The sequence below is a fragment of the Rhizorhabdus histidinilytica genome (genome assembly GCF_900167915.1).
Classification (GTDB): Bacteria; Pseudomonadota; Alphaproteobacteria; order Sphingomonadales; family Sphingomonadaceae; genus Rhizorhabdus; species Rhizorhabdus histidinilytica.
In genome coordinates this window covers 219,696-240,658 of the sequence record NZ_FUYM01000003.1, presented here as the reverse complement: position 1 = coordinate 240,658, position 20,963 = coordinate 219,696, and the positions used below count along the sequence as shown (strand labels likewise).

Sequence of the window (20,963 nt, the reverse complement as noted above, 5' to 3'; positions counted from 1 at the left end):
CAGAACGGTACGTATCAACCGTAAGTACCGATCGGTTACATATATTGCAAGTGCGAAGGCCGTTCGCCCGCATGCAAAAATAACTATGCGCGTTGGAAGAAATCGGTTCGGAACCGAATCCGGACCGAATATCGAGCGATCAGGAAGGCTCTATCGCGCCTGATCGAGGCGGAGCATGTCGTCGATCGTCCGGTCGAAATGGCTGGCCATCGCCGCGCGGGCCGCCTGCGGATCGCGATCGGCGATGGCCCGGGCGAGCGCGCGGTGGCGGGATATCATGTCGGCGCGTTCGTCCTCGGTGGTCCGCGTCCGCCAGGCGGCGGGGACGACCCGCTGCATCATCGGCGCGAAGGAACGGATGATTTGGAGGAACAGCGGATTGTGGCCGGCACGCGCGATCGCCTCGTGCAGCGCGATGTCGGCGGCGACCACCCGGGCCCGGTCGTCGCCCGCATCGGCGATCGCCTCGGCCAAAGCGACGATCAGCGCGGCTTCCTCCTCGGTGCGATTCTCGGCCGCGAGTTCGGCGGTGCGGACCTCCATCGTGCGACGGACGTCCCAGATCTCGATGATCGACACCTGCGCGGTGGCGACCGCATGGTCGAGCGAGGCGGCGATCACCGTGCCGTCGATCGCGCCGACGCGGGCGCGCCGCCCGTTGGCGACGTCGATCAGCCGCAGCGCGGCGAGTGCGCCGAACGCCTCGCGCATCACCGCGCGACTGACCCCCAGCAGGTCGGCGAAATGGCCCTCGCCGGGCAGCGTGTCGCCGACTCGCAGCCCATTGTCGCGGATATGGTCGCGAACGGCCTGCATCGCGTGCTGGACCAGCGATCCGCCCGGATGTGCGGGGGATTCCCGCTCCGGCGTCATGCCGGCGGAGGCCGGCATCTCGGGCGTCTCCTGCCTCAACCTCGTCTCCTTTCTCCCGAGATCCCGGCCTCCGCCGGGATGACGGTAAAGGTCATAGCTGGAATATCTTGCCGGGATTGAACAGGTTCTTCGGGTCGATCGTCCGCTTGATCAACCGCATCAGGTCGACCGCGTCGCCCAGCTCGTCGAGCAGGAACTGCTGCTTGCCCAGGCCGATGCCGTGCTCGCCGGTGCAGGTGCCGTCCATCGCCAGGGCGCGGGCGACGATCCGTTCGTTGAGCGCCTCGACCTCGTGCATTTCGTGGGGGGCGTTCGGATCGATCGCGAAGACCACGTGGAAATTGCCGTCGCCGACATGGCCCAGGATCGTCGACGGGACGGTCGAGCGTGCCAGGTCCGCCTGCGTCTCGACGATGCATTCGACCAGTCGGCTGATCGGCACGCAGACATCGGTGGACCAGCCCACGGCACCGGGGCGCTGGTTCATCGCGGCATAATAGGCCTCGTGCCGTGCCTTCCACAGCCGGTTGCGCTCCTCGGGCCGGTTCGACCACAGGAAATCGCCGCCGCCATTGTGCCCGGCGATCTCGCGTACCGTCTCGACCTGCTCCTGCACATGGCGTTCCGATCCGTGGAACTCGAACAGCAGGGTGGGTTTCTCGGGATAGTCGAGCTTCGAATAGGCGTTGCACGCCCGCATCTGCGCTTCGTCGAGGATCTCGATCCGGGCGACCGGCACGCCGATCTGGATCGACTGGACGACGGTGTCGACCGCTCCTTGAAGCGTCTCGAACGCGCAAACGGCTGCGGAGATCGCCTCGGGAATGCCGTGCAGGCGCAGGGTGATCTCGGTGATGATCCCGAGCGTCCCCTCCGCGCCGATCATCAGCCGGGTCAGGTCGTAGCCCGCCGCCGATTTGCGCGCGCGCCGGGCGGTGCGGACGATCCGGCCGTCGGGCGTCACCACCCGCAGCGACAGCACCGCTTCTCGCATCGTGCCGTAGCGGACCGCGTTGGTGCCGGAGGCGCGGGTCGAGGCCATGCCGCCGATCGTCGCATTGGCGCCGGGATCGATCGGAAAGAACAGGCCCTGGTCGCGTAGATGCTCGTTGAGCTGCTCGCGCCGTACACCGGCCTGGACGGTGCAGTCGAAGTCCTCGGGATTGACCGCGAGGATCGCGTCCATCTCCGAGAGATCGATCGTCAGGCCTCCCCGTACCGGCGTGACGTTGCCCTCCAGCGAGGTGCCCGCGCCAAAGGCGACGACCGGTACTTCGGCGGCGACGCAGAGCTTGACGAGCGCGGCCACCTCCTCGGTCGACCGGACGAACGCCACCGCGTCGGGCAGCACCGGATCGAAATGGGTCTCGCTCGATCCGTGCTGGAGCCGGATCGCATCGCCGGTGCCGAGCCGGTCGCCGACCACCGCCCGGACGTCGTCAAGGAAGCCCGTCGGCAGCGGCTTGCGGTCGTGAACGGTGAACGGCGCGGTCATCCGGTGGTCTCCCTGATAGGCTGCTCGTGCACCTATCAGATAGCTAACCTTTCAGAAAGGTCTGTTTTGCTCAGGGCAAGAAGGGCTGCGCCGGCATCACCGGCTCAGGCCGCGCCAACCCGTCGACCAGCGAATAGACCAGCCGCTTGTCGGGATCGAACGGCGCCCAGGGCAGGCTGCCGTCACGCGCGAAACCGGTCCAGATGCGATGGGTGCGATCGGCCAGCTCCTGCGGCGGATTCGCGCCGACCAGTCCCTGCGGCCCGGTCGCGACCGCCAGCGTATCGAACATGAAGGGCAGCTCGAGCCCATGGCAGGCGCCGAGCTCGCCCCGGAAGGCGGGCGAGCGCCAGTCGAACTCGTACATATGGGTGCGCCCCCGATGCTCCTCGGCGAAGCGGCGGGCGGGCCAGCGAAAGACCAGGTCGTTCATCGCATCGGTGAGCGCCTGGCCCGCCGACACGTCGCGCTGGCCCAGCCCATAGGCCTTGAGCACCTTGCGCGCCTTGGGCTGGGAGCGGCTGAGCAGGAAGGTGGCGAGAAGGCCGCCGATCCTGTCGCGGATACCCGAGGGGACGAGGTAGAGGTTCATCTCCTCCGCATTGGTTCCGATCAGCACGTCGACCTCGGCGCCCGCCCCCTGCCGCAGCGCCTCGAGCGGTTGGAGCGGCAGCACGTCGTCGCCATGGACGGGGGTGAAGCGGCTGATCCCGAACACCGGCTCATGGCCGCTGGAGTCGCGCAAGTCGATCTTGGCGGTCGGCAGAGATATCCGTTCGACCGCGTCGAGCAGCGCGTCGAGCGGGACGCTTTCGAAGCCCGCCTTGTCGGGGCTGATCCGCAGCAGCTTGGCGAGCTTCTTGACGAGCCGCTGCATCACCGCGATCTCGCGCGTCATCGCTCCGTGGCCGCTCTGAATGATCGCGCGGCGGAACAGGCCCTTGCTCAATGGCGAGGCGATCAGGTCGGCGATCGCCATCGCGCCCGCCGACTCGCCGAAGACGGTGATATTGTCGGGATCGCCTCCGAACGCCGCGGCGTTGGCGCGCACCCAGTGCAGTGCTGCGATCATGTCGCGCAGCCCCAGGTTGGTGGGCACGCCGGGGATCGGCAGGAAGCCGTCGACGCCGAGGCGGTAGTTGATCGCGAAGCAGACGATGCCGTCGCGGGCGAAGGCGCTGCCGTCGCTGATCGCGGCGTCCTTGCTGCCGATCACGAAGCCGCCGCCGTGGATCCAGACCATCACCGACCGGCCGCCGCCGTCGCCATCCGCGTCGGGCGTCCAGACGTTGGCGGAGAGATATTCGTCGCCATGGACCCAGCCCGTGCCGATCAGTGGTGCGATATCGAGGCCGGGGAAATCCTTCACCCGCTGCGGGGCGGTGGGGCCGGGACGGGTGGCGTCGCGTACCCCTTCCCAGGGCTCGGCCGGCTCGGGTGCGGCGAAGCGGCGCGCGCGGACCGGTGCGGCGGCATAGGGGATGCCGAGGAAACGGCGGACGCCTCCTTCGCTGATCCCACGGACCGTCCCCGCGGTCGTGTCGGCGATTGCGTCTGCCATCACATTCTCCTGTCCATCTTCCGTCCCGTCTAAACCCATATACGCGTCAGTTCGCCCGGCATTGCATCGTACCGGTGCGCTTTTGCCATGCCGCCGCCGTGCCGCGGGAACTTCGTCGGCCGCCCGGCGTCGGGAAGGTCGGGAGGCCGGGCTCGTTTCGGGTGCCGCTTGAAATCGGGCGTCCGGCTTTCCTTATAAAGGGGAGCGGCCGGCGCCCGACAGCGCCATCCCCTGCCGCGAGAGAGGACGTCACATGAATTCTGGCCGATCACGGGACTGGATGTGGGCCGAGGCCGTCGACCTGATCGACCGGGTGCAGCGCCTGCACCAGCGGGCCTTCGCCCCGTCGCGCGCGAGCGGCGGCACCCCCGCCTGGGAACCGCCCGCCGACATGCTGGAGACCGAGCATGAGCTGCTCGTCCTCGTGGCGCTGCCGGGGGTCGATCTCGACAAGACCGAGGCGTTCATCGAGGACGGTGTGCTGGTCGTGCGCGGTTATCGCATCCTGCCGCCGGAGCTGCGAACCGCCAGGATCCATCAGCTCGAATTGCCCCAGGGGCATTTCGAGCGGCGTCTGCCGCTGCCGGCAGGGCGCTATGATTCGGTTCGCCGGGCGGGCGTCAACGGATGCCTGCTCGTGACGTTGAACAAGGTGAATGGAGGGCCGCGGCGATGACCGACCTGGCCGACAGCAAGACGATCGATACCGGTGAGGCGCCTGCGGCGACGGGGCCCCGCCTGCCCGAATTGCCCGGCGACGCGATGATCATCGTGCCGGTCCGTAACTTCGTGATGTTTCCCGAGGTGGTGATGCCGCTCGCCATCGGCCGCCCCGTCTCGATCAACGCCGCGCAGGCGGCGGTGCGCGAGAGCAGGCCGGTCGGCGTGCTGACCCAGCGCGACGCCGAGGCGAAGGAGCCCGGCCCGCTCGACATGCACCGCACCGGCACGATCGCCAACGTGCTGCGCTACATCACCGGCCCTGACGAGACCCACCATCTGATCGTCCAGGGCGAGGCGCGTTTCCGGATCGTCGAGTTTCTCGACGGGTGGCCGTTCCTGGTCGCCCGGATCGAACGAATCGAGGAGCCGGCGCCCGAGGGCGCCGAGGTCGAGGCGCGCTTCATCAACCTGCGCAATCAGGCGCTGGAGACGGTCAGCCTGCTGCCGCAGGCGCCGCAGGGCCTGGCCGAGGCGATCCGCACCATCGCGGCGCCGGGCGCGCTCGCCGATCTGACCGCAGCCTATCTCGACATAGGCGCCGACGACAAGCAGGGCATATTGGAGACGATCGCGCTGCAGCCGCGGCTCGACAAGGTCATGGCGCTGCTCGCCCAGCGGCTCGAGGTGCTGCGCCTGTCGGCCGAGATCGGCAAGGGTGTGCAGGAGAAGCTGGGGCATCGCCAGCGCGAGCATCTGTTGCGCGAGCAGATGGCCGAGATCCAGCGCCAGCTCGGCGAGGACGACGGCAATTCGGCGGAGATCGCGGAGCTCAGGGAAGCGATCGCCAAGGCCGGCATGCCCGAGGAGGTCGAGAAGCAGGCGACCAAGGAACTGCGCCGGCTGGAGCGCATGCCCGATGGTGCGGCGGAGCACGGCATCATCCGCACCTATCTCGACTGGCTGACCGAGCTGCCCTGGAAGCTGCCCGAGCCCAAGGAGATCGACATCGGCCAGGCGCGCACCCAGCTCGACGCCGACCATTACGGACTTGAGAAGATCAAGACGCGGATCATCGAATATCTCGCCGTCCGCAAGCTCGCGCCCGAAGGCAAGGCGCCGATCCTGTGCTTCGCCGGCCCTCCGGGGGTCGGCAAGACCTCGCTCGGCCAGTCGATCGCCAAGGCGATGGGGCGAGAATTCGTCCGCGTCAGCCTGGGCGGCGTCCATGACGAGGCCGAGATACGCGGCCACCGGCGCACCTATATCGGGGCGATGCCGGGCAATATCATCCAGGCGATCCGCAAGGCCGGCACGCGCGACTGCGTGATGATGCTCGACGAGATCGACAAGCTGGGCCGCGGCATCCAGGGCGATCCGTCGGCGGCGATGCTCGAGGTGCTCGATCCAGAGCAGAACGGGACGTTTCGCGACAATTATCTCGGCGTGCCGTTCGATCTCAGCCGAGTCCTGTTCATCGCCACAGCGAACATGCTCGACACCATCCCGGGGCCGCTGCGCGACCGCATGGAGGTGATCTCGCTCCCCGGCTATACCGAGGAGGAGAAGCTCCATATCGCCCGGCGCTACCTGGTCCGACGCCAGCTCGAGGCGAATGGGGTGACCGATGCGCAGGTCGAGATCGACGATGCCGCGCTCGAGGCGATCATCAGCTACTACACGCGCGAGGCCGGCGTCCGGAATCTCGAGCGTGAGATCGGCAAGGTGATCCGTCACGCCGCCGTGCGCATCGCCGACGGCAGCGCGACCCATGTCGCGATCGGCGAGGCGGACGTGGCCGAGGTGCTCGGCGGTCGCATCTTCGAGGACGAGGTGGCGCAGCGCACCAGCGTGCCGGGCGTGTCGACCGGGCTCGCCTGGACGCCGGTCGGCGGCGGCATATTGTTCATCGAGGCGACCAGGATGCCCGGCAGCGGACGGCTGATCCTCACCGGCCAGCTCGGCGACGTGATGAAGGAGAGCGCGCAAGCCGCACTCAGCCTGGTCAAGAGCCGCGCGGCGACGCTGGGCATCGACACGGCCTCGTTCGAGCGGAGCGACATCCACGTTCACGTCCCGGCCGGCGCCACGCCCAAGGATGGGCCGAGCGCGGGCGTCGCCATGTACCTGGCGCTGACCTCGCTGCTGACCGGCCGGACGGTGCGCAGCGACACCGCGATGACGGGCGAGATATCGCTGCGTGGGCTGGTGCTGCCGGTCGGCGGGATCAAGGAGAAGGTGGTCGCGGCGGCGGGCGCCGGGATCACCCGGGTCATGCTGCCCGCGCGCAACCGCCGCGACTATGACGATATCCCGGCCAATGCGCGCGAGAAGCTGGAGTTCGTCTGGCTGGAGAAGGTCGAGGACGCGCTTGATCAGGGGCTCGATCCGCTGCCGGCGAAGTCCTGACGATTAGAGCCAATGGGCGTTGGAGTATCGAGCATTCGATCTATTGATCTATAAACCGCTCGCCCTGAGGAGGCATTGAGCGAAGTCGAAAGGCCGTCCCGAAGGGCCCGTCGAGGCTTGATATCCTTCGATACGGGCCTTCGCCGAGGCTCAGTCCCTACCCAGGATGAGCGGACTGGGCTGTGTCGGATAAAAAGCTCGATGCTCTAATGCCCGCCGGCCATCGGGTCGGCCATGCGCTTGGGCTTCGGCGCGAGCCAGACGAAGAGCGCGATCAACCACATCAGCAGCCCGGCGATCAGGAATATCTTGTCGGTCGCGATCGTCAGCGCCTCGCGATCGACAAGCTGCGCCATCAGCGCGCGCGACTGCTCGACCGAGAAGCCGGCGATCGTTCCGCCCGGTGTGTCGGGGTTGAGCCGGCCTGCGAGCTCGCTTCCCGCGACACGCGCCTGATCGTTCCAATAGGTCATGACGACCGAGGTCGACACCGCCACCCCCATGATCCGCAGGAAATTCTGAAGGCCCGCCGCCGATGCGAGCTCCCGGGAGGGCACCGAACTCAGCGACATCGACGTTGCCGTCACGAAGAAGAAGGGCATGCCCAGGCCCATGATGAACTGCGGCAGGCCTAGCGTCCAGAAATCGGCGCCGCTCGTCCAGTTGGTGCGCAGCAGCGTCGCGCCGCCCGCCCAGACCAGCGCGCCGGAAAGGACGATGCGGGGATCGATCTTGGTGATCAGCACCGGTGCCGCTCGCCCGACGAGCAATCCCGCCATCCCGGTGAAGGCGGTGGCGAGCCCCGCCCAGGTGGCGGTGAAGCCCAGCGTGATCTGCATCCATTGGGGGATGACGACGATACCGGCGAAATAGGTGCCGAAGCCGAAGGCGATGGTCAGCGCGTTGATTGTGAAGCCGCGGTGGCGGAACACGCGCAGGTCGACCACCGGATGCTCCTCGGTCAGCTCCCAGATCACGAAAACGACGAAGACGATCGCGGCGAACAGGGCGAGCGCCAGCACGGTGGGGTCTGCGAACCAGTCATGCTCGCGGCCGATGTCGAGCATGATCTGCAGCGCGCCGATCCACAGGATCATCAGCGCCAGGCCGACGCGGTCGATCGGTACCGTCTCGACCGGCGTCTCGACGACGCGGAGGAAGGAATAGCTTATCCCGGCGCTGAACAGCACCACTGGCACGTTGATGAAGAAAATCCAGTGCCAGCTCCAATTGTCGCTGATCCATCCGCCCAATATCGGACCCAGCACCGGGCCGATCAGGGTCGTCATCGCCCACAGCCCCATTGCGCGGGCGCGCTTGTCGGGGGGAAAGATGCGCATCAGCAGCGTCTGGGTGAGCGGGATGAGGGGCCCGCCCGACAGGCCCTGACCGATCCGGCAGGCGACCAGCATGCCGAGCGTCGTCGACAGGCCGCACAGCACCGAGAACAGGCCGAAGCCAAGGATGCTGAGGATGAAGACCCGTACCGACCCGAAGCGCTGCGCCAGCCAACCGGTCAGCGGCACGCAGATCGCCTCGGCCACGGCGTAGGAGGTGATCACCCAGGTGCCCTGGCTCGGTGAGATGCCGAGATTGCCGGAGATGTGCGGGACCGAGACGTTGGCGATGGTCATGTCGAGCACCACCATCAGGTTGACCGACGCCAGGGCGATCCCCGCGACGAAGCGCCGCCGGCCGGTGACGAGATCGTAGGAGGCGGTCCCGGCCATGGCCTCAGTCGCCGGAGACGTCGATATCGACTTCCATCGACAGGCCGACCCGGAGCGGATGCTCGGCCAGCTCGCGCGGGTCGAGCTCGATGCGGACCGGCAGGCGTTGGACCACCTTGATCCAGTTGCCGGTGGCGTTCTGCGCCGGGATCAGTGCAAAGGCCGATCCGGTGCCGCCCGAGAAGCCGACCACCTTGCCGTGATAGACGACGTCGCCGCCATAGAGGTCGGCGGTGACCTTGGCCGACTGGCCGGGCTTTACGCGACGGAGCTGCCGTTCCTTGAAATTGGCGTCGACATAGACCTGCGACACGGGGACGATCATCATGATCGGAGACCCTTGCGTCACCCGCTGGCCGACCTGGACCTGCCGGCGCGTGACGACGCCGTCGATCGGCGCGCGGATCACGGCGCGCTCGAAGTCGAGCCGGGCGGCGGCGAGCTTCGCCTTCGCGGCGAGCACCATCGGGTCGGTCTCGACCGTCGATCCGGCGACAAGGGCCTGGTTGGCGGCCAGTTCCCCGGCGGCGGCGCCCTGGTTGGCGCGGGCCTGGGCCAGCTTCGCGCGGGCGGCGTTGAAGGCGTTGCGCGCGGCGGTCAACTCGTCGCCCGAGACCGCGCCCGACGGCTGGAGCGCGAGGCGGCGGTCGAGGTCGATGCGGGCCTTGTCATAATCCGACTGGGCGGTTGCGATGTCGGCCTCGCGCGCGCTGACCTGTGCCGACAGCGCCGCGCTGGTGGCGGTACCCTGGCGGAACATCCGCCGGGCGCGCGCCAGCTCGGCCTCCGCCTGCGCGAGCGCGATCCGCATGTTGCTGTCGTCGAGCCGGACGAGGATGTCGCCGCGCTTCACCGCCTGGGTATCGCTGACCCGCACCTCGACCGCCTGGGCCGAGATCAGCGGCGTGACCTGGGCCACCTCGGCGTTCACATAGGCGTTGTCGGTGCTGACGTGGTTGCGCCCGATCAGCATGTACCAGGCGCCGAAGAGCAGGGCGACGACCGCCAGCCCGATCGCGAAGCGGATCAGCCAGGTCTTGCGCGCGCGGAGTCGGGCTTCCCGCCGGGCCTCGCTGTCGGCATCCGTGGGGTCGGCGCTGGTGATGGGGGGATCGGCGTCAGCCATGGGAATCGTCCTTGGCGAGGGCAGGGGACGGAGCGGTGAAACCGCCGCCGAGCGCGCGGACGAGAGCGACGTCCAGCGCGAACATCCGGGCATCGAGATCGGCGACCGCACGGCGGGCCTGCAGCAGCGTCTCTTCGGAGCTCAGCACGTTGAGATAGGTGGAAAGGCCACCCTCATAACGTTTGCGGGCGATCGCATAGGCTTCCTCGGAATCGGCCAAGGCCTGGCGCGACAGGGCCAACCGATCGGTGGCGGCCCGCTGGCTGGTCACCGCGTCGGCGACCTCATGATAGGCGGCGATCACGGTTCGGTTGTAGAGCGCGACGGCCTCGTCATAGCGACCGCGCGCGCCGCGATACTGGCCGCTCAGCGCCCCGCCGCGGAAGATCGGCAGGCTGATCGCCGGGGTGACGTTGCCATAGGTCGATCCGCTGTCGGTCAACTGGTCGAGCCCGAGCGACCGGACCCCGACCAGCGCGCCGAGGCGGATGGCCGGGAAGAAGTCTGCGCGCGCCACCCTGATCCGGCTCGCGGCCGCCTCGGCCTGCGCGCGGGCCGCGGCGATGTCGGGACGGCGACCGATCAGGTCGGTGGTCACCTGGGCCGGCACGCCGGCCGGATGGAGCGCGGCGAGAGCGGGTCGTTCGATGGCGAGGCCGCGATCGGGGCCGGCGCCGACCAGTGCGGCGATCTGGTTGCGGACCAGCGCGATCGCCTCGTCGGTGGCGGCTAGGTCGGCGCGGGCGGCGGGCACCGCCGCCTCGGCCTGCTTCAGCTCCGCCCGGGTGTCGAGCCCGTTGCGGACCCGGTCGGCGACGAGCTTGCGCGTGGCGGTACGCAGATCGACGGCGGCAGCAAGCACGTCGCGTTCGGCATGGAGCCGCGCCAGATCGGCATAGGCCGAGGCGATCCCGGTCGCGAGCATGAGCCGCGCCTGGTCCTGCTCGATCCGCGCGGCCTCCGCTTCGGAGGTGGCGGCGGCGAGCGCCGCGCGATTGCGGCCCCACAGATCGAGGTCGAACGACAGGTCGACCGAGGCCTGGCCGACGTCCTGCCATCCCTTGGGCACGAACTGCGCAGGGATGCCGACATTGTAGCTTTGCTTCTCGAGCCCCGCGTTGGCGCCGACGCCGATCGAAGGCAGCAACGGCGCGCCGGCCGCCTGCGCCATGCCTCGCGCCTGGCGGAACCGTGCGGCGGCGATCTCGGCGTCCGGGGAGGCGCGCAGCCCTTCCTCGATCAGCCGGGCGAGCTGGGGATCGCCATAGGTCTGCCACCAGCCGTTCGCGGGCCAGGCGCCGCCGGTGCTTCCACCCAGGCTCTCGCCTGCCGCCACGCTGGTGGCCGTGCGCAGCTCCGGACGAGTGCCGAGGTCTGGCACCGACGCGCAGGCGGCCAGCACGAGCGAAAGACCCAGCGCGGAGACGGGGCGGAGAAAGGGCGCGCGACTCGGAGACATGGGGGACGACCGTACTATCTGGTATCGGTGGGCGATGTGCGACGAGGATCGCCTCTTGTCAACGCAAAACCGTACCATATAGTACGGCATTGAGATGACCCGCCAGAGCACCAGGCCCGGCCGTCGCGAGACGAAGCGGCTCGATCGCCGCGAAGCGATCATCGGTGTCGCGCACGCCTATTTCCTGGAGCACGGCTATGCGGCGACGACGATGTCGGGCATCGCGGCGACGATCGGGGGCTCGAAGGCGACGCTGTGGAGCTATTTCCCGTCCAAGGAGGCGTTATTCGAGGCGGTGCTCGACCGTGCGACCACGCATTTCCGGGAGCGGATCATCTCGGTGCTCGTTCCGGAGGCGGACCTGGAAACCACGCTCCGCAGCTTCTGCCGACATTTCCTCGAAAAGGTGACGAGCCCAGAAGCGATCGCGCTCCACCGCCTGATCGTCGCGGAGGCGGGGCGCTTCCCCGAGATCGGCGAGATGTTCTACCAGCGCGGGCCGAACACGATGATCCGCCTGCTCGGCGATTTCATCGAGCTCGGCATGGCGCGCGGCAAGCTGCGGCTGGACGATCCCCGGAAGGCGGCGAAGCTGCTGTTGGCACTGTGCCTGCAGGGCGATCACCAGCAGGTGCTGCTGGGACGGATCGACCGGGTCGACGCCACGCAGATCGCCGCGACCGCCGATACCGCCGTCGATTTTCTTCTTCGCGCCTATGCCCCCTGAAGAGCGGCCCGGGCGCAATATCCTCGGGGCTATTTCCTGAAGGCCGATAGTCGCGTATCGATCCTCGAAGGGGCAAGCAGGACGATCCGCCGCCGGGGCTGATGGCGGCGGGTCGTCCTGTGTCCGCGGGCGCTCCTTGGGAGTGCCGCGCGGGCGTTGGGGGGACGATGAAGCTTGATCTGGGAGGGCATGCCTTCGGGCAGGCAGCGGAGCGACCGGACGGGCGCCGCTATCTGTTGTCGATCGATCTGGCGCGTGCGCTCGGCATCGTGCTGATCGTCGCCACCCATAGCTGGCCCGACATACCCTGGACAGCGTCCGAGACGGAGATGATGCCGCTCTTCTTCCGGAGCAGCACCGTGATGCTGGTGTTCATATCCGGCTTCATGTTCAACTATATCACGCGCCGCTCCGATCGCCCGATCGGCCATTACATCGCGAAGCGGATCACGCGGATATGGAGCGCGTATCTTGTCGTCTCCGCCCCGATCCTGTTCGTCATCTTCTTCGTCCACAAGAGGGCGGACGTCTGGCCCTGGGTCTATGAGATGCCCCTGGCCGGGCAGGCGGCGATATTCCTGATCACCGGAAAGCACATCGCCTATCTCTGGTATATCCCGGCGATCAGCCTGTTCATCCTGCTGTCGGGATGTTTCCGGTTCGTCGACCGCAGGAATCTCTACGGCTGGCTCATCCCCATTTCCGCCGTCGTCGCGATCCTGCTCGGCCGGGACAGCCTCTATGGTGTCTATTCCATCATAGGGAAGGCTATATTCATCCTGCCCTCCTACCTCGTCGGCATGTGCTTCTGTAACTATTATGTGGGCAACGGCTATCGGGTCGGACGGCTTCCGACGCTGGTCTGCCTCTTTCTGGTCACGACCATATCGGCGGCCTATTTCCTGTGGAGCCGTTTCGACGTCCATCTGCTCTGGATACAGAAGGTCGCCCTGGTCATCCTGCTGATAAGGGCATTCGACGACCATGGCGAAAATGCGCTGTTCTGTAACATGCTGAAGGGGATCGCGAGCCTCGCCTTCCCGATCTATTTCCTGCACGGCTATGCGATCAACCTGCTGCGGCTGGCCTATAGCGACAGCGCGCTGCTCGCGCTGGTCGGGAATCCGCCGGCCGCGAGGATCGGCTATCTGCTGGTGAAGATCGTCGTGGTGACGGCGCTGTCGATGGGCATGTGCGCGCTCGTCCAGTTGATCGCCGGCCGGCGGCGGAGCCGCTACCTGATCGGCGCGTAGCGCGGCCGCTCGTTCCCGTCATTCCGGCTCTGGCCGGATGGCCATCGGGCGGGGGGGACGCCGCCGTCCAAAAGAAAAGGGCGGCCGTGGGGCCGCCCTTCGTTCCTTCCCGTCGAAGGAAACCGATCAGCGCGAGTAGAACTCGACGACCAGGTTCGGTTCCATCTTCACCGGATAGGGGACTTCGTCGAGGGTCGGCACGCGGACGAAGGTGACCTTCGCGCCGCCGTCCTGGGCGATATACTCGGGAACGTCGCGCTCCGAGAGGCCCTGCGCCTCGAGCACCAGCGCCATCTCCTGCGCCTTCGCGCCCAGCGAAATCTCGTCGCCCGGCTTCACCTGGCGCGACGCGATGTTGCACTTCACGCCATTGACGCGGATGTGGCCGTGGCTGACGAGCTGGCGCGCGGCGAAGATCGTCGGCGCGAACTTGGCGCGGTAGACGACCGCGTCGAGGCGGCGCTCGAGCAGGCCGATCAGGTTCTGCGAGGTGTCGCCCTTCATCCGCGACGCTTCGGTGTAGTTCCGCTTGAACTGCTTCTCGGTGACGTCGCCGTAATAGCCCTTGAGCTTCTGCTTCGCCTTGAGCTGAATGCCGTAGTCGGACATCTTGCCCTTGCGGCGCTGGCCGTGCTGGCCGGGACCATATTCACGCTTGTTGACCGGGCTCTTCGGGCGACCCCAGATGTTCTCGCCCATGCGGCGGTCGAGCTTGTACTTGGCGCTGGTGCGCTTCGACATGATGTCTTCCTTCAATCGCTACAACGTTACCCGCCGTCGCCGGAGCGGGGCGGGATCGATCCCGGTATTCCGCGCTGCCGGGCCTAGAGGACCGGCAGGGCCACCGCTTCACCGGGGTGCGGGGCCGATTGCGAAGGCGCGCCTATGGCTGCGAAGAGGCGGATAGTCAAGCCCGCAGCGCTGGGCTAAGGCCGCGCGCATGACCGACACCACCGCAAGCAAAGCCGTCCCCGCCGCCGAATGCACCGACATGGCGCAGGTCCGCGCCGCGATCGACGGCCTCGACACGCTGATCGTCAGCCTGCTGGCCGAGCGGATGCGCTATATCGAGGCGGCGGCGCGCATCAAGCCCGCCCGCGACACCGTGCGCGACGACGTGCGCAAGGCCGAGGTCGTCGCGCATGCCGTCAAGGTCGCCAACGACCGCGGCTTCCCGCCGAAGCTGGCCTATCGGCTCTACGACATGCTGGTCGAGGGATCGATCGCGCACGAATTCGACGTATTCGACGCCCGCGATCCTTCCTGAGCGGACGTCGCGTCCCTGGCGGGAGCAGGCGGCGTTTCGTCCGCCTCGCCATATTGCGCGGCGATCAGCACCTCGGGGCGGTTCTCCGGCGCGATGCCGTAGCTCGGCGGCCATTGCCTGGGGAGGTGATGGGTGCCGAACAGCCGGTCGTAGATCGGTAGCGTCGACGCATAGTTGCGGTTGACATGGTCGACCCGCGAATGATGCCAGTGGTGGAAGCGCGGCGACGACAGGACATGTTCGAGCAAGCCCAGCCGGACGTTCAGGTTGGAATGGATGAAGAAGCCCCAGAAAGTCCCGACCAGCAGGACGATGAGCGGGATGATGCTGCCCGATCCCGAGCCCGGCGTGCCGAGCCCGGCGATGTAGACCAGGCTGAGGCCGAACATGCGCGTGAAGACGAGGTCGACCGGATGGGTGCGGGTGTTGACCAGCCAGTCCATCCGCACCGGCTCGTGGTGGATCGCGTGGAAGCGCCACAGCCAGGGCACCTGGTGCATGATCCGGTGGCCCCAGTAGAAGCCGAACTCGCCGATCAGGATCGCGAGCCCGACCTGGATCGCGACCGGCAGGCCGGTGATCCAGAGGTGGTAGCTTTCCGGCAGCGCCTGACGGGACAGCGCGGTGATCGCCCCCAGCGGAAATGACAGGACGAAGACGGGGATCAGGCCCGACAGGAAGAAGTAGCCGAGATCGACGAGCATCTGCGGCCGTCGGGTCGGCTGGCGATGGACGCCGGCGAGCCGTTCCAATGGAACAAACAGGGCGGTGAACAGGAAGAGCCAGATGATCTGGCTGACCACCACCCTGCCGAGCAGGGGCAGGCTCTCGAACAAACTCAGCATCTCGCCTTTCCTATGGCAGGAAAGGGGGGCGATTTCAATTTGGCGGCGCGGGCCCGCGCAGCTGTCGCAAACCTTGCAATCCCGGCGAAATCGGGCGATCGAAGGGCGGTTGGCGGCGATCGTCGATCGGGGGGATATGATCAGGTGCGGAACGGCCGACGGGTGCGGCCATCGTGATGGCTGACGGGGACGCGCTGCCGCTGGTCGTCGACCTCGACGGCACCCTGACGCCGGCCGACACGCTGGTCGAGTCGGTCGTCGCCCTGCTCAGGCGATCGCCGCTGAACCTGTTCAGGCTGATCCTGTGGCTGTTCGGCGGCCGGGCGAATTTCAAGCGGGCCGTCGCGTGCCATGTCACCATCGACGGCGCGGCCCTGCCGTACAACCAGCCGCTGCTCGCCTGGCTACGGGAGCAGAAGGCGCGGGGGCGCAGCATCATCCTCGCGACCGCCGCACACGGGAGCATCGCCGAGCAGGTCCAGCGCCATCTGGGTCTGTTCGACCTGCTGATATCGACGGCGGACGGCGAGAACATGAAGGGGCGCGCGAAGCTGGCGGCGATCCGCGCGGCGATCGGCGACCGCTTCGCCTATGTCGGCAATGGCGGCCCCGACATGCAGGTGTGGGCGGGGTCGGCCGCCGCGATCGCGGTCGACGTACCGGCCGGCGAGCTGCGCAGGTTGCGCGCGGCGCTGCCGATCGAGCGCGAATTCCGGTCGGGCGAGGGGCGCCTCGGCCTCTGGCTGCGCGCGCTGCGGGTGCATCAGTGGAGCAAGAACGCGCTGTTGTTCGTGCCGCTGCTGACCGCTTTCTCCTTCCTGGAGGCGGCCAAGACGCTCGACGTCCTGCTGGCCTTCGTCGCCTTCTGCCTGGTCGCCTCGGCCAGCTATGTCCTCAACGACATCGTCGACCTGGAGAACGACCGCGTCCATCCGCGCAAGAGCGAGCGGCCGTTCGCGAGCGGCCGGTTGCCGCTGCTCCACGGCGTCGCGATCGCGCTGGCGGGCCTCGCCGCCGGCCTGCTGGTCGCGACGACGGTGTCCTGGGCCTTCGTCCTGATGCTGCTGTCCTATCTCGCGCTGACCAGCGCCTATAGCTGGACGCTCAAGCAATATGTGCTGATCGACGTGCTCACCCTGTCGCTGCTCTACAGCTGGCGGATCATGGCGGGGGCGGTCGCGATCGACGTCCGGCTGAGCTCCTGGCTGCTCGCCTTCTCGGTGTTCGTGTTTCTCAGCCTTGCCCTGATCAAGCGCTGTACCGAGTTGCTGGTGGCGCAGGGCAGCGGCCGGGCCGGGCTGCGCGGCCGCGACTATCGCACCACCGACCTGGCGGTGCTGTGGCCGCTCGGCGCCGGCAGCGCGCTCAGCTCGGTGGTGATCTTCGGCCTGTTCATCAGCTCGCCCGAGACTGCCGGCCGCTATGCGAGCCCCGGGCTTCTCTGGCTCGCCGCATTCGGACTGATCTACTGGCTCGGGCGGATGTGGGTGAAGACCTCCCGCGGCGAGATGCACGACGATCCGATCGTCTATTCGTTCAAGGACCGGGGCAGCCGGATCGCGCTGGCCGGTATCATCGCGGTGATGATAGCCGCCCGCTTCGTGCATGTCGCAGTGCTGCATGGATAAGGAGGTTGGGCGGTCGCCCTGGATCGACCGGGGGCTGCTTGCGGCGCTGGTGATCGCCGCGACGGCGGTGTCGATCGCCGCGACAGGCTTCCGCTTCGGCGTCAACAACAACGTCTTCCACATCCCCTATGTGCTCGACTATGCGAGCCTCCCGCAGTTCCGCGACGATCCGGTCTATCGCTCGCTCGACAAATTCGTGTCGCTTGCCTGGCCGGCGGTACGGCTGGTCAGCACCGAGGGCAATGTCCGCGCCGTCTTCCTGACGGGGCTCTTTCTCGGCCGGCTGGCGGTGTTCGCGGCACTGTTCGGCTTCTTCCGGCTGAACGGGCTGCCCGGCCGCTGGGCGATGGGCACGGCACTGGCGGTGGTCGCGGCGACGCCCTGGCTGACGCAGCTTTCGGTGGTCGGGGGCCATGGCCTGTTCATCGGCTATTTCACCCATTCGGAACTGAGCTGGGGGCCGCTGCTCGGCGCGCTGGTCGCGGTCCAGCACCGGCGCCTCGGCCTGGCCGGCCTGCTCTGCGGCATAACCTTCTGCCTCAACTTCTTCGTCGGGTTGTGGCTGCTCGCGGCGATCGCTTTGCCGGTGCTGGCGTCGGTCCGCGACTGGCCGGTTCCCGCCTTCCTCGCCCGGCTCGGCCCGATCGCGCCGATCCGCCCGGCGGCTGTCGGCCGGGCGCTGCTGATCTTCCTCGCCACGGCGTCGCCGGTGATCGTCTGGGTGGCGTCGACCCTGGTCGAAACGAGGGGCGCGCGCCCGTTCGACTATGCCGGCTATCTGCGGCTCTATTTCCCCGATCATTCGCTGATCGACGCCGCGCCGGGCACCGAGCTGCTCGAATTCGCCCTGATCCTCGCCGCTTATGGGCTGGCGGCTCTGCTCTCCCGCACGCCGCGCTTCTGGATGCTGGTGCTGGCGGGCTGGGCGCTGCTGTTCGTCGTCGGCGCCGCGGGACCCTATCTGGTCGACAGCAAGCTGCTGTTCAACCTCAACGCGATCCGATCGGTCGGCTTCGTCCAGTTCGTTGGCTTCGCGCTGGTCGTCCTCGCGGCGGTCAGGACGATCGCCGACGACGGACCGCCGCTCTGGCAACGCCTCGCCGCCTGCCTCGTCCTCGCCGAGCTGGTCCATCCCGACCGGCAGGTCCACCAGCTCCTCACCGTCGACGTGCTGCTCGCCGCGATGTTGCTGTACCGCCGCCACGCGACGGGCTTGTCGGCGCCGCTGCTCGCGGCCGGCTATGGCGCGCTCGTCATCCTGATCCTTGCCGTGCAATTCTCCGCCGCCGCGACCTGGTCGCCGACGGTGCTGCTCCGGCTTGTGCTGCTGGCCGCGCTGGGTGGCTGCGTGCTGCGGGGATGGCGATCGCCCGCCCTGGCCCTGATCGCGGGGCTGGCGCTGTTCAACGTCGCCACCCTCGTCAAATGGCGCAAGGATGGCGTGGCGCAGCGGCTCGCGGTGGAGGCACCGTTCGAGCGGATGACCGACTGGGTTCGCCGGAGCACGCTCGCCGGTCCTTTCCTGGTCCCGGTCGACGAGCCGCATCGCGACCTGTTCGACAATTTCCAGCTCAAGGCCCTGCGCCCGGTCTGGGTCGACTGGAAGCAGGGGGCGGTGGTGATGTGGGAACCGGGTTTCTATCCGCGCTGGTCGACCCGATATGCGGCGGTCGAAAGCTTGGGCGACGCCGACCAGTTCCTGGCCTATGCCGCCGCCAACGATATCCCCTATGTCGTCCTGCCCGAGGATATCGGCGATTGCGGCGCCGCCCGCACGCTCTATCGCGACGGCGGCTATGCGATCTGCGCGCCTGCTATCGCGGCTCCCGCGCGCCGATGATGTCGGCCGGGATGCCGGGCCAGTCGTCCAGCAGCAGGCGCTCGTCCTGCGGGTGGCCGGCTCCCTCGGCTATCGCCTCATATTGGATCGAGCGGGCGCGCACCCGCTCGCTCGACAACCGGTGGATCAGTCCGCCGCCGAGCGAGCGATGGACGGCACGCCAGTCGAGGCCGGGGAGGGGGCTCTCATGGACCTTGCGGTGGAAGCGGACATCGGAGCGCACCAGCCGGTACTGGGTATCGGGATAGAAGGCCGAGGGCCGGCCGTCGACCAGGTTCAGCCGGGCGAAGCCGACCACCTTGTCCGCATGGCGATCGGCATCGGCGACGATCGCGGCGAGATTGGCGGCGAGCCGCACGTCGGGGATCTCGTCGGTGTCGAGGTGGAGGATCCAGCGGGTACGGGCAAGCCGCTGCACGCGGTTCCGCTGGGCGCCGAAATCGCCGGCGAGCGGGGCGGCGTCGATCGCCAGCCGCGGCACTCCCGGCACCGCCGCCAGCGCCGCGTGCACTCTGTCCGCATCTTCGACGGTGCCATCGACCATCACTGCGATCGCATCGAAGCCGGCGCCGTGGCCGGCAACCAGCCCGACCAGCGCCGGCAGGTCGGCGGCGCGGGCGATACAACCGAGCGCCACGTCGGGCGATACCGAGCGGGCCTTTTCGAAATCCGCGAGGGTGACGGCCGATCGCAACGCGCGCACCGGGACGCGGCCCAGCAGGCGCCTTGCCAGCGGGCCGAGCGTCGCCGTCCGGTCGAAGCGGCTCGCCAGCGTGCGCAGCGTCTCCAGGCCCAGCACCAGCCCTTCGGCGCCGACATGTCCGTTTCGGAAGGACAGGCGACGGCAGGCGGCCAGCGCCGCGAAACGGGGATCGTCATGCGCGGGTGGCGCCGAGCCGGTCCAGACCAGGCCGCATTCGCCGCAGTGGGAATTGCCGGGATCGACGGGCGCGCTGCACAGCCCGCAGCGCAACGGCGCGGTGGCCGGGGCCACCGTCAGACGATCTGGGCCCTGATCACCTCGCGGCAGACCGACGAGCGCCGGTTGCTGCGCATGATGCCGCCGACCAGGCCGAACCCGATCAGCATCATCGCCCAGGTCGACGGTTCCGGCACCGCTTCGAGGTTCAGGCCGTCGATCAGCGCGAAGGGCGGCTGCCCGGTCGGCAGGCCATAGGCGAGCAACGACAGCTTCTGCGTGGTGTCGTTGGCAGTGAAGTACATCGTCTCGAACTGCCAGGGCACAAAGCCATGGTTCGCATTGTTCACGGTGCCGGTGCTCAGCAACTGGTCACCGGGGGCGAGGTTGTAGGTCGCGTGCCCGTCGCGGTAATCGAGGAAGATCGGCGCATCGGGACTGATCGAATAGTCGCACACGCCGAAGCAGATCTGCCACTTGTCCTGGGTGGTGCCGTTATAGGTGGTCTGCTGGGCGGCTGCCCACCAGAAGGTCAGCTTGTAGACCTTGCCGACCTGCAGGCCCGATATCGTCTGCTCGATCGGGGCATTGCCGTAAGCGCCGTCGGCGCCGACGAAATTGCCGCCCGTAGGGCTGTTCGTCAGGCCGTTGTTGGTCCCGATGTCGGGGCCCCACAGCGACAGCCGGGCGCCCGGGTCGCAATTGCCGTACAGGCAGGCGCCGTTACCGAAATCGTCGGCCCCGGTCTGCGTGACGGGATTGCCGCCATTATAGCTAGGGTTGTTGACGAAGACGAAATTATAGCCGCGCGTCGTCCAGCCGGTGACGGTCGGCAGGTTCTTCACCGCCGCAGTGACGGCGGCATTGTCGAGCGCGTTGCCGAAGATCGTCGAATGGAGCGCATTGCCGTTGGTCATGGTGACCATTTCAAAGTCACCGTTGACGAGCAGGTTGGTCGCCTGAAGCTCCCCCCCGGTCACGCAGCCAAACAAAGCTGTCAGCAGCGCGAGCAGCCTGACACGCATCACTCAATGTCCCCCGACACAGTACGCATGGCGGCTTCTGTACGATAATTTTGCGTTAAATACAAGATTCCGCAGAATTTTGCGGTTTACACCAAGTTTACAATGTGCCAGCCATAGTAATAAGCGCCAAAGCCCCCGGTCCATAC

17 protein-coding genes are annotated in these 20,963 nt (G+C 67.7%); 7 read left to right on the top strand and 10 right to left on the bottom strand.

Annotation, left to right across the window (positions count from 1 at the left end; all coding sequences use genetic code 11):
• Window positions 1-150: 150 nt before the first annotated feature.
• The 3 genes from B5X82_RS07860 to B5X82_RS07850 all read right to left on the bottom strand — a co-directional run bounded on the left by B5X82_RS07860 (window position 151) and on the right by B5X82_RS07850 (window position 3,929).
• A complete protein-coding gene (locus tag B5X82_RS07860) occupies window positions 151-912 on the bottom strand; it encodes a FadR/GntR family transcriptional regulator (protein ID WP_079647568.1) in 762 nt (253 codons plus the stop codon).
• 52 nt (window positions 913-964) lie between these two features.
• Window positions 965-2,368: an FAD-binding oxidoreductase gene (locus tag B5X82_RS07855; protein ID WP_079647567.1), complete on the bottom strand. Its 1,404-nt coding sequence runs from the start codon at window positions 2,366-2,368 to the stop codon at window positions 965-967.
• 70 nt (window positions 2,369-2,438) lie between these two features.
• Window positions 2,439-3,929: a carboxylesterase/lipase family protein gene (locus B5X82_RS07850; protein WP_079647566.1), complete on the bottom strand. Its 1,491-nt coding sequence runs from the start codon at window positions 3,927-3,929 to the stop codon at window positions 2,439-2,441.
• A gap of 253 nt (window positions 3,930-4,182) precedes the next feature.
• Between B5X82_RS07850 and B5X82_RS07845 the strand changes: the two genes are divergently transcribed.
• Together B5X82_RS07845 and lon are read left to right on the top strand one after the other, a co-directional pair.
• On the top strand, window positions 4,183-4,605 hold the full coding sequence (locus B5X82_RS07845) for an Hsp20/alpha crystallin family protein (RefSeq protein ID WP_079647565.1): 423 nt from the start codon (window positions 4,183-4,185) through the stop codon (window positions 4,603-4,605).
• The gene (gene lon, locus B5X82_RS07840) at window positions 4,602-6,998 is read left to right on the top strand and encodes an endopeptidase La (RefSeq protein WP_079647564.1); all 2,397 of its coding nucleotides are present in this window, start codon (window positions 4,602-4,604) and stop codon (window positions 6,996-6,998) included. The genes B5X82_RS07845 and lon overlap by 4 nt, the downstream gene beginning before the upstream one ends.
• 206 nt (window positions 6,999-7,204) lie before the next feature.
• On the opposite strand, the gene B5X82_RS07835 is transcribed toward lon, so the two are convergent.
• The 3 genes from B5X82_RS07835 to B5X82_RS07825 are packed head-to-tail and all read right to left on the bottom strand — an operon-like array spanning window position 7,205 to window position 11,313.
• Window positions 7,205-8,728: a DHA2 family efflux MFS transporter permease subunit gene (locus B5X82_RS07835; protein ID WP_079647563.1), complete on the bottom strand. Its 1,524-nt coding sequence runs from the start codon at window positions 8,726-8,728 to the stop codon at window positions 7,205-7,207.
• A gap of 4 nt (window positions 8,729-8,732) precedes the next feature.
• Window positions 8,733-9,854, bottom strand: a complete 1,122-nt coding sequence (locus tag B5X82_RS07830; protein ID WP_079647562.1) for an HlyD family secretion protein — start codon at window positions 9,852-9,854, stop codon at window positions 8,733-8,735.
• Window positions 9,847-11,313: an efflux transporter outer membrane subunit gene (locus B5X82_RS07825; RefSeq protein ID WP_079647561.1), complete on the bottom strand. Its 1,467-nt coding sequence runs from the start codon at window positions 11,311-11,313 to the stop codon at window positions 9,847-9,849. The genes B5X82_RS07830 and B5X82_RS07825 overlap by 8 nt, the downstream gene beginning before the upstream one ends.
• Window positions 11,314-11,407: 94 nt before the next feature.
• Between B5X82_RS07825 and B5X82_RS07820 the strand changes: the two genes are divergently transcribed.
• Entirely contained in the window at window positions 11,408-12,040 is a 633-nt protein-coding gene (locus tag B5X82_RS07820) for a TetR/AcrR family transcriptional regulator (RefSeq protein ID WP_079647560.1), read from the top strand.
• A gap of 167 nt (window positions 12,041-12,207) precedes the next feature.
• Entirely contained in the window at window positions 12,208-13,293 is a 1,086-nt protein-coding gene (locus tag B5X82_RS07815; protein WP_079647559.1) for an acyltransferase family protein, read from the top strand.
• Between the two features lie 126 nt (window positions 13,294-13,419).
• Here the strand turns inward: B5X82_RS07815 and rpsD are convergent, their stop codons facing one another.
• Entirely contained in the window at window positions 13,420-14,034 is a 615-nt protein-coding gene (gene rpsD, locus B5X82_RS07810) for a 30S ribosomal protein S4 (protein ID WP_047167529.1), read from the bottom strand.
• A gap of 199 nt (window positions 14,035-14,233) precedes the next feature.
• On the opposite strand from rpsD, the gene B5X82_RS07805 reads away from it, so the two are divergent.
• Entirely contained in the window at window positions 14,234-14,560 is a 327-nt protein-coding gene (locus tag B5X82_RS07805) for a chorismate mutase (RefSeq protein WP_079647558.1), read from the top strand.
• Here B5X82_RS07805 and B5X82_RS07800 read toward each other — a convergent pair.
• On the bottom strand, window positions 14,491-15,405 hold the full coding sequence (locus B5X82_RS07800) for a sterol desaturase family protein (protein WP_079647557.1): 915 nt from the start codon (window positions 15,403-15,405) through the stop codon (window positions 14,491-14,493). The genes B5X82_RS07805 and B5X82_RS07800 overlap by 70 nt on opposite strands.
• 176 nt (window positions 15,406-15,581) lie before the next feature.
• Between B5X82_RS07800 and B5X82_RS07795 the strand changes: the two genes are divergently transcribed.
• The gene (locus B5X82_RS07795; protein ID WP_079647556.1) at window positions 15,582-17,033 is read left to right on the top strand and encodes a UbiA family prenyltransferase; all 1,452 of its coding nucleotides are present in this window, start codon (window positions 15,582-15,584) and stop codon (window positions 17,031-17,033) included.
• Entirely contained in the window at window positions 17,026-18,873 is a 1,848-nt protein-coding gene (locus tag B5X82_RS07790) for a hypothetical protein (protein WP_079647555.1), read from the top strand. The genes B5X82_RS07795 and B5X82_RS07790 overlap by 8 nt, the downstream gene beginning before the upstream one ends.
• Here B5X82_RS07790 and B5X82_RS07785 read toward each other — a convergent pair.
• Together B5X82_RS07785 and B5X82_RS07780 are read right to left on the bottom strand one after the other, a co-directional pair.
• Window positions 18,848-19,867 carry a glycosyltransferase family protein gene (locus B5X82_RS07785; RefSeq protein ID WP_079647554.1) on the bottom strand — a complete coding sequence of 340 codons (1,020 nt, stop codon included), beginning with the start codon at window positions 19,865-19,867 and terminating at the stop codon, window positions 18,848-18,850. The genes B5X82_RS07790 and B5X82_RS07785 overlap by 26 nt on opposite strands.
• Before the next feature lie 2 nt (window positions 19,868-19,869).
• Entirely contained in the window at window positions 19,870-20,817 is a 948-nt protein-coding gene (locus B5X82_RS07780; RefSeq protein WP_079647553.1) for a PEPxxWA-CTERM sorting domain-containing protein, read from the bottom strand.
• Window positions 20,818-20,963: the final 146 nt, after the last annotated feature.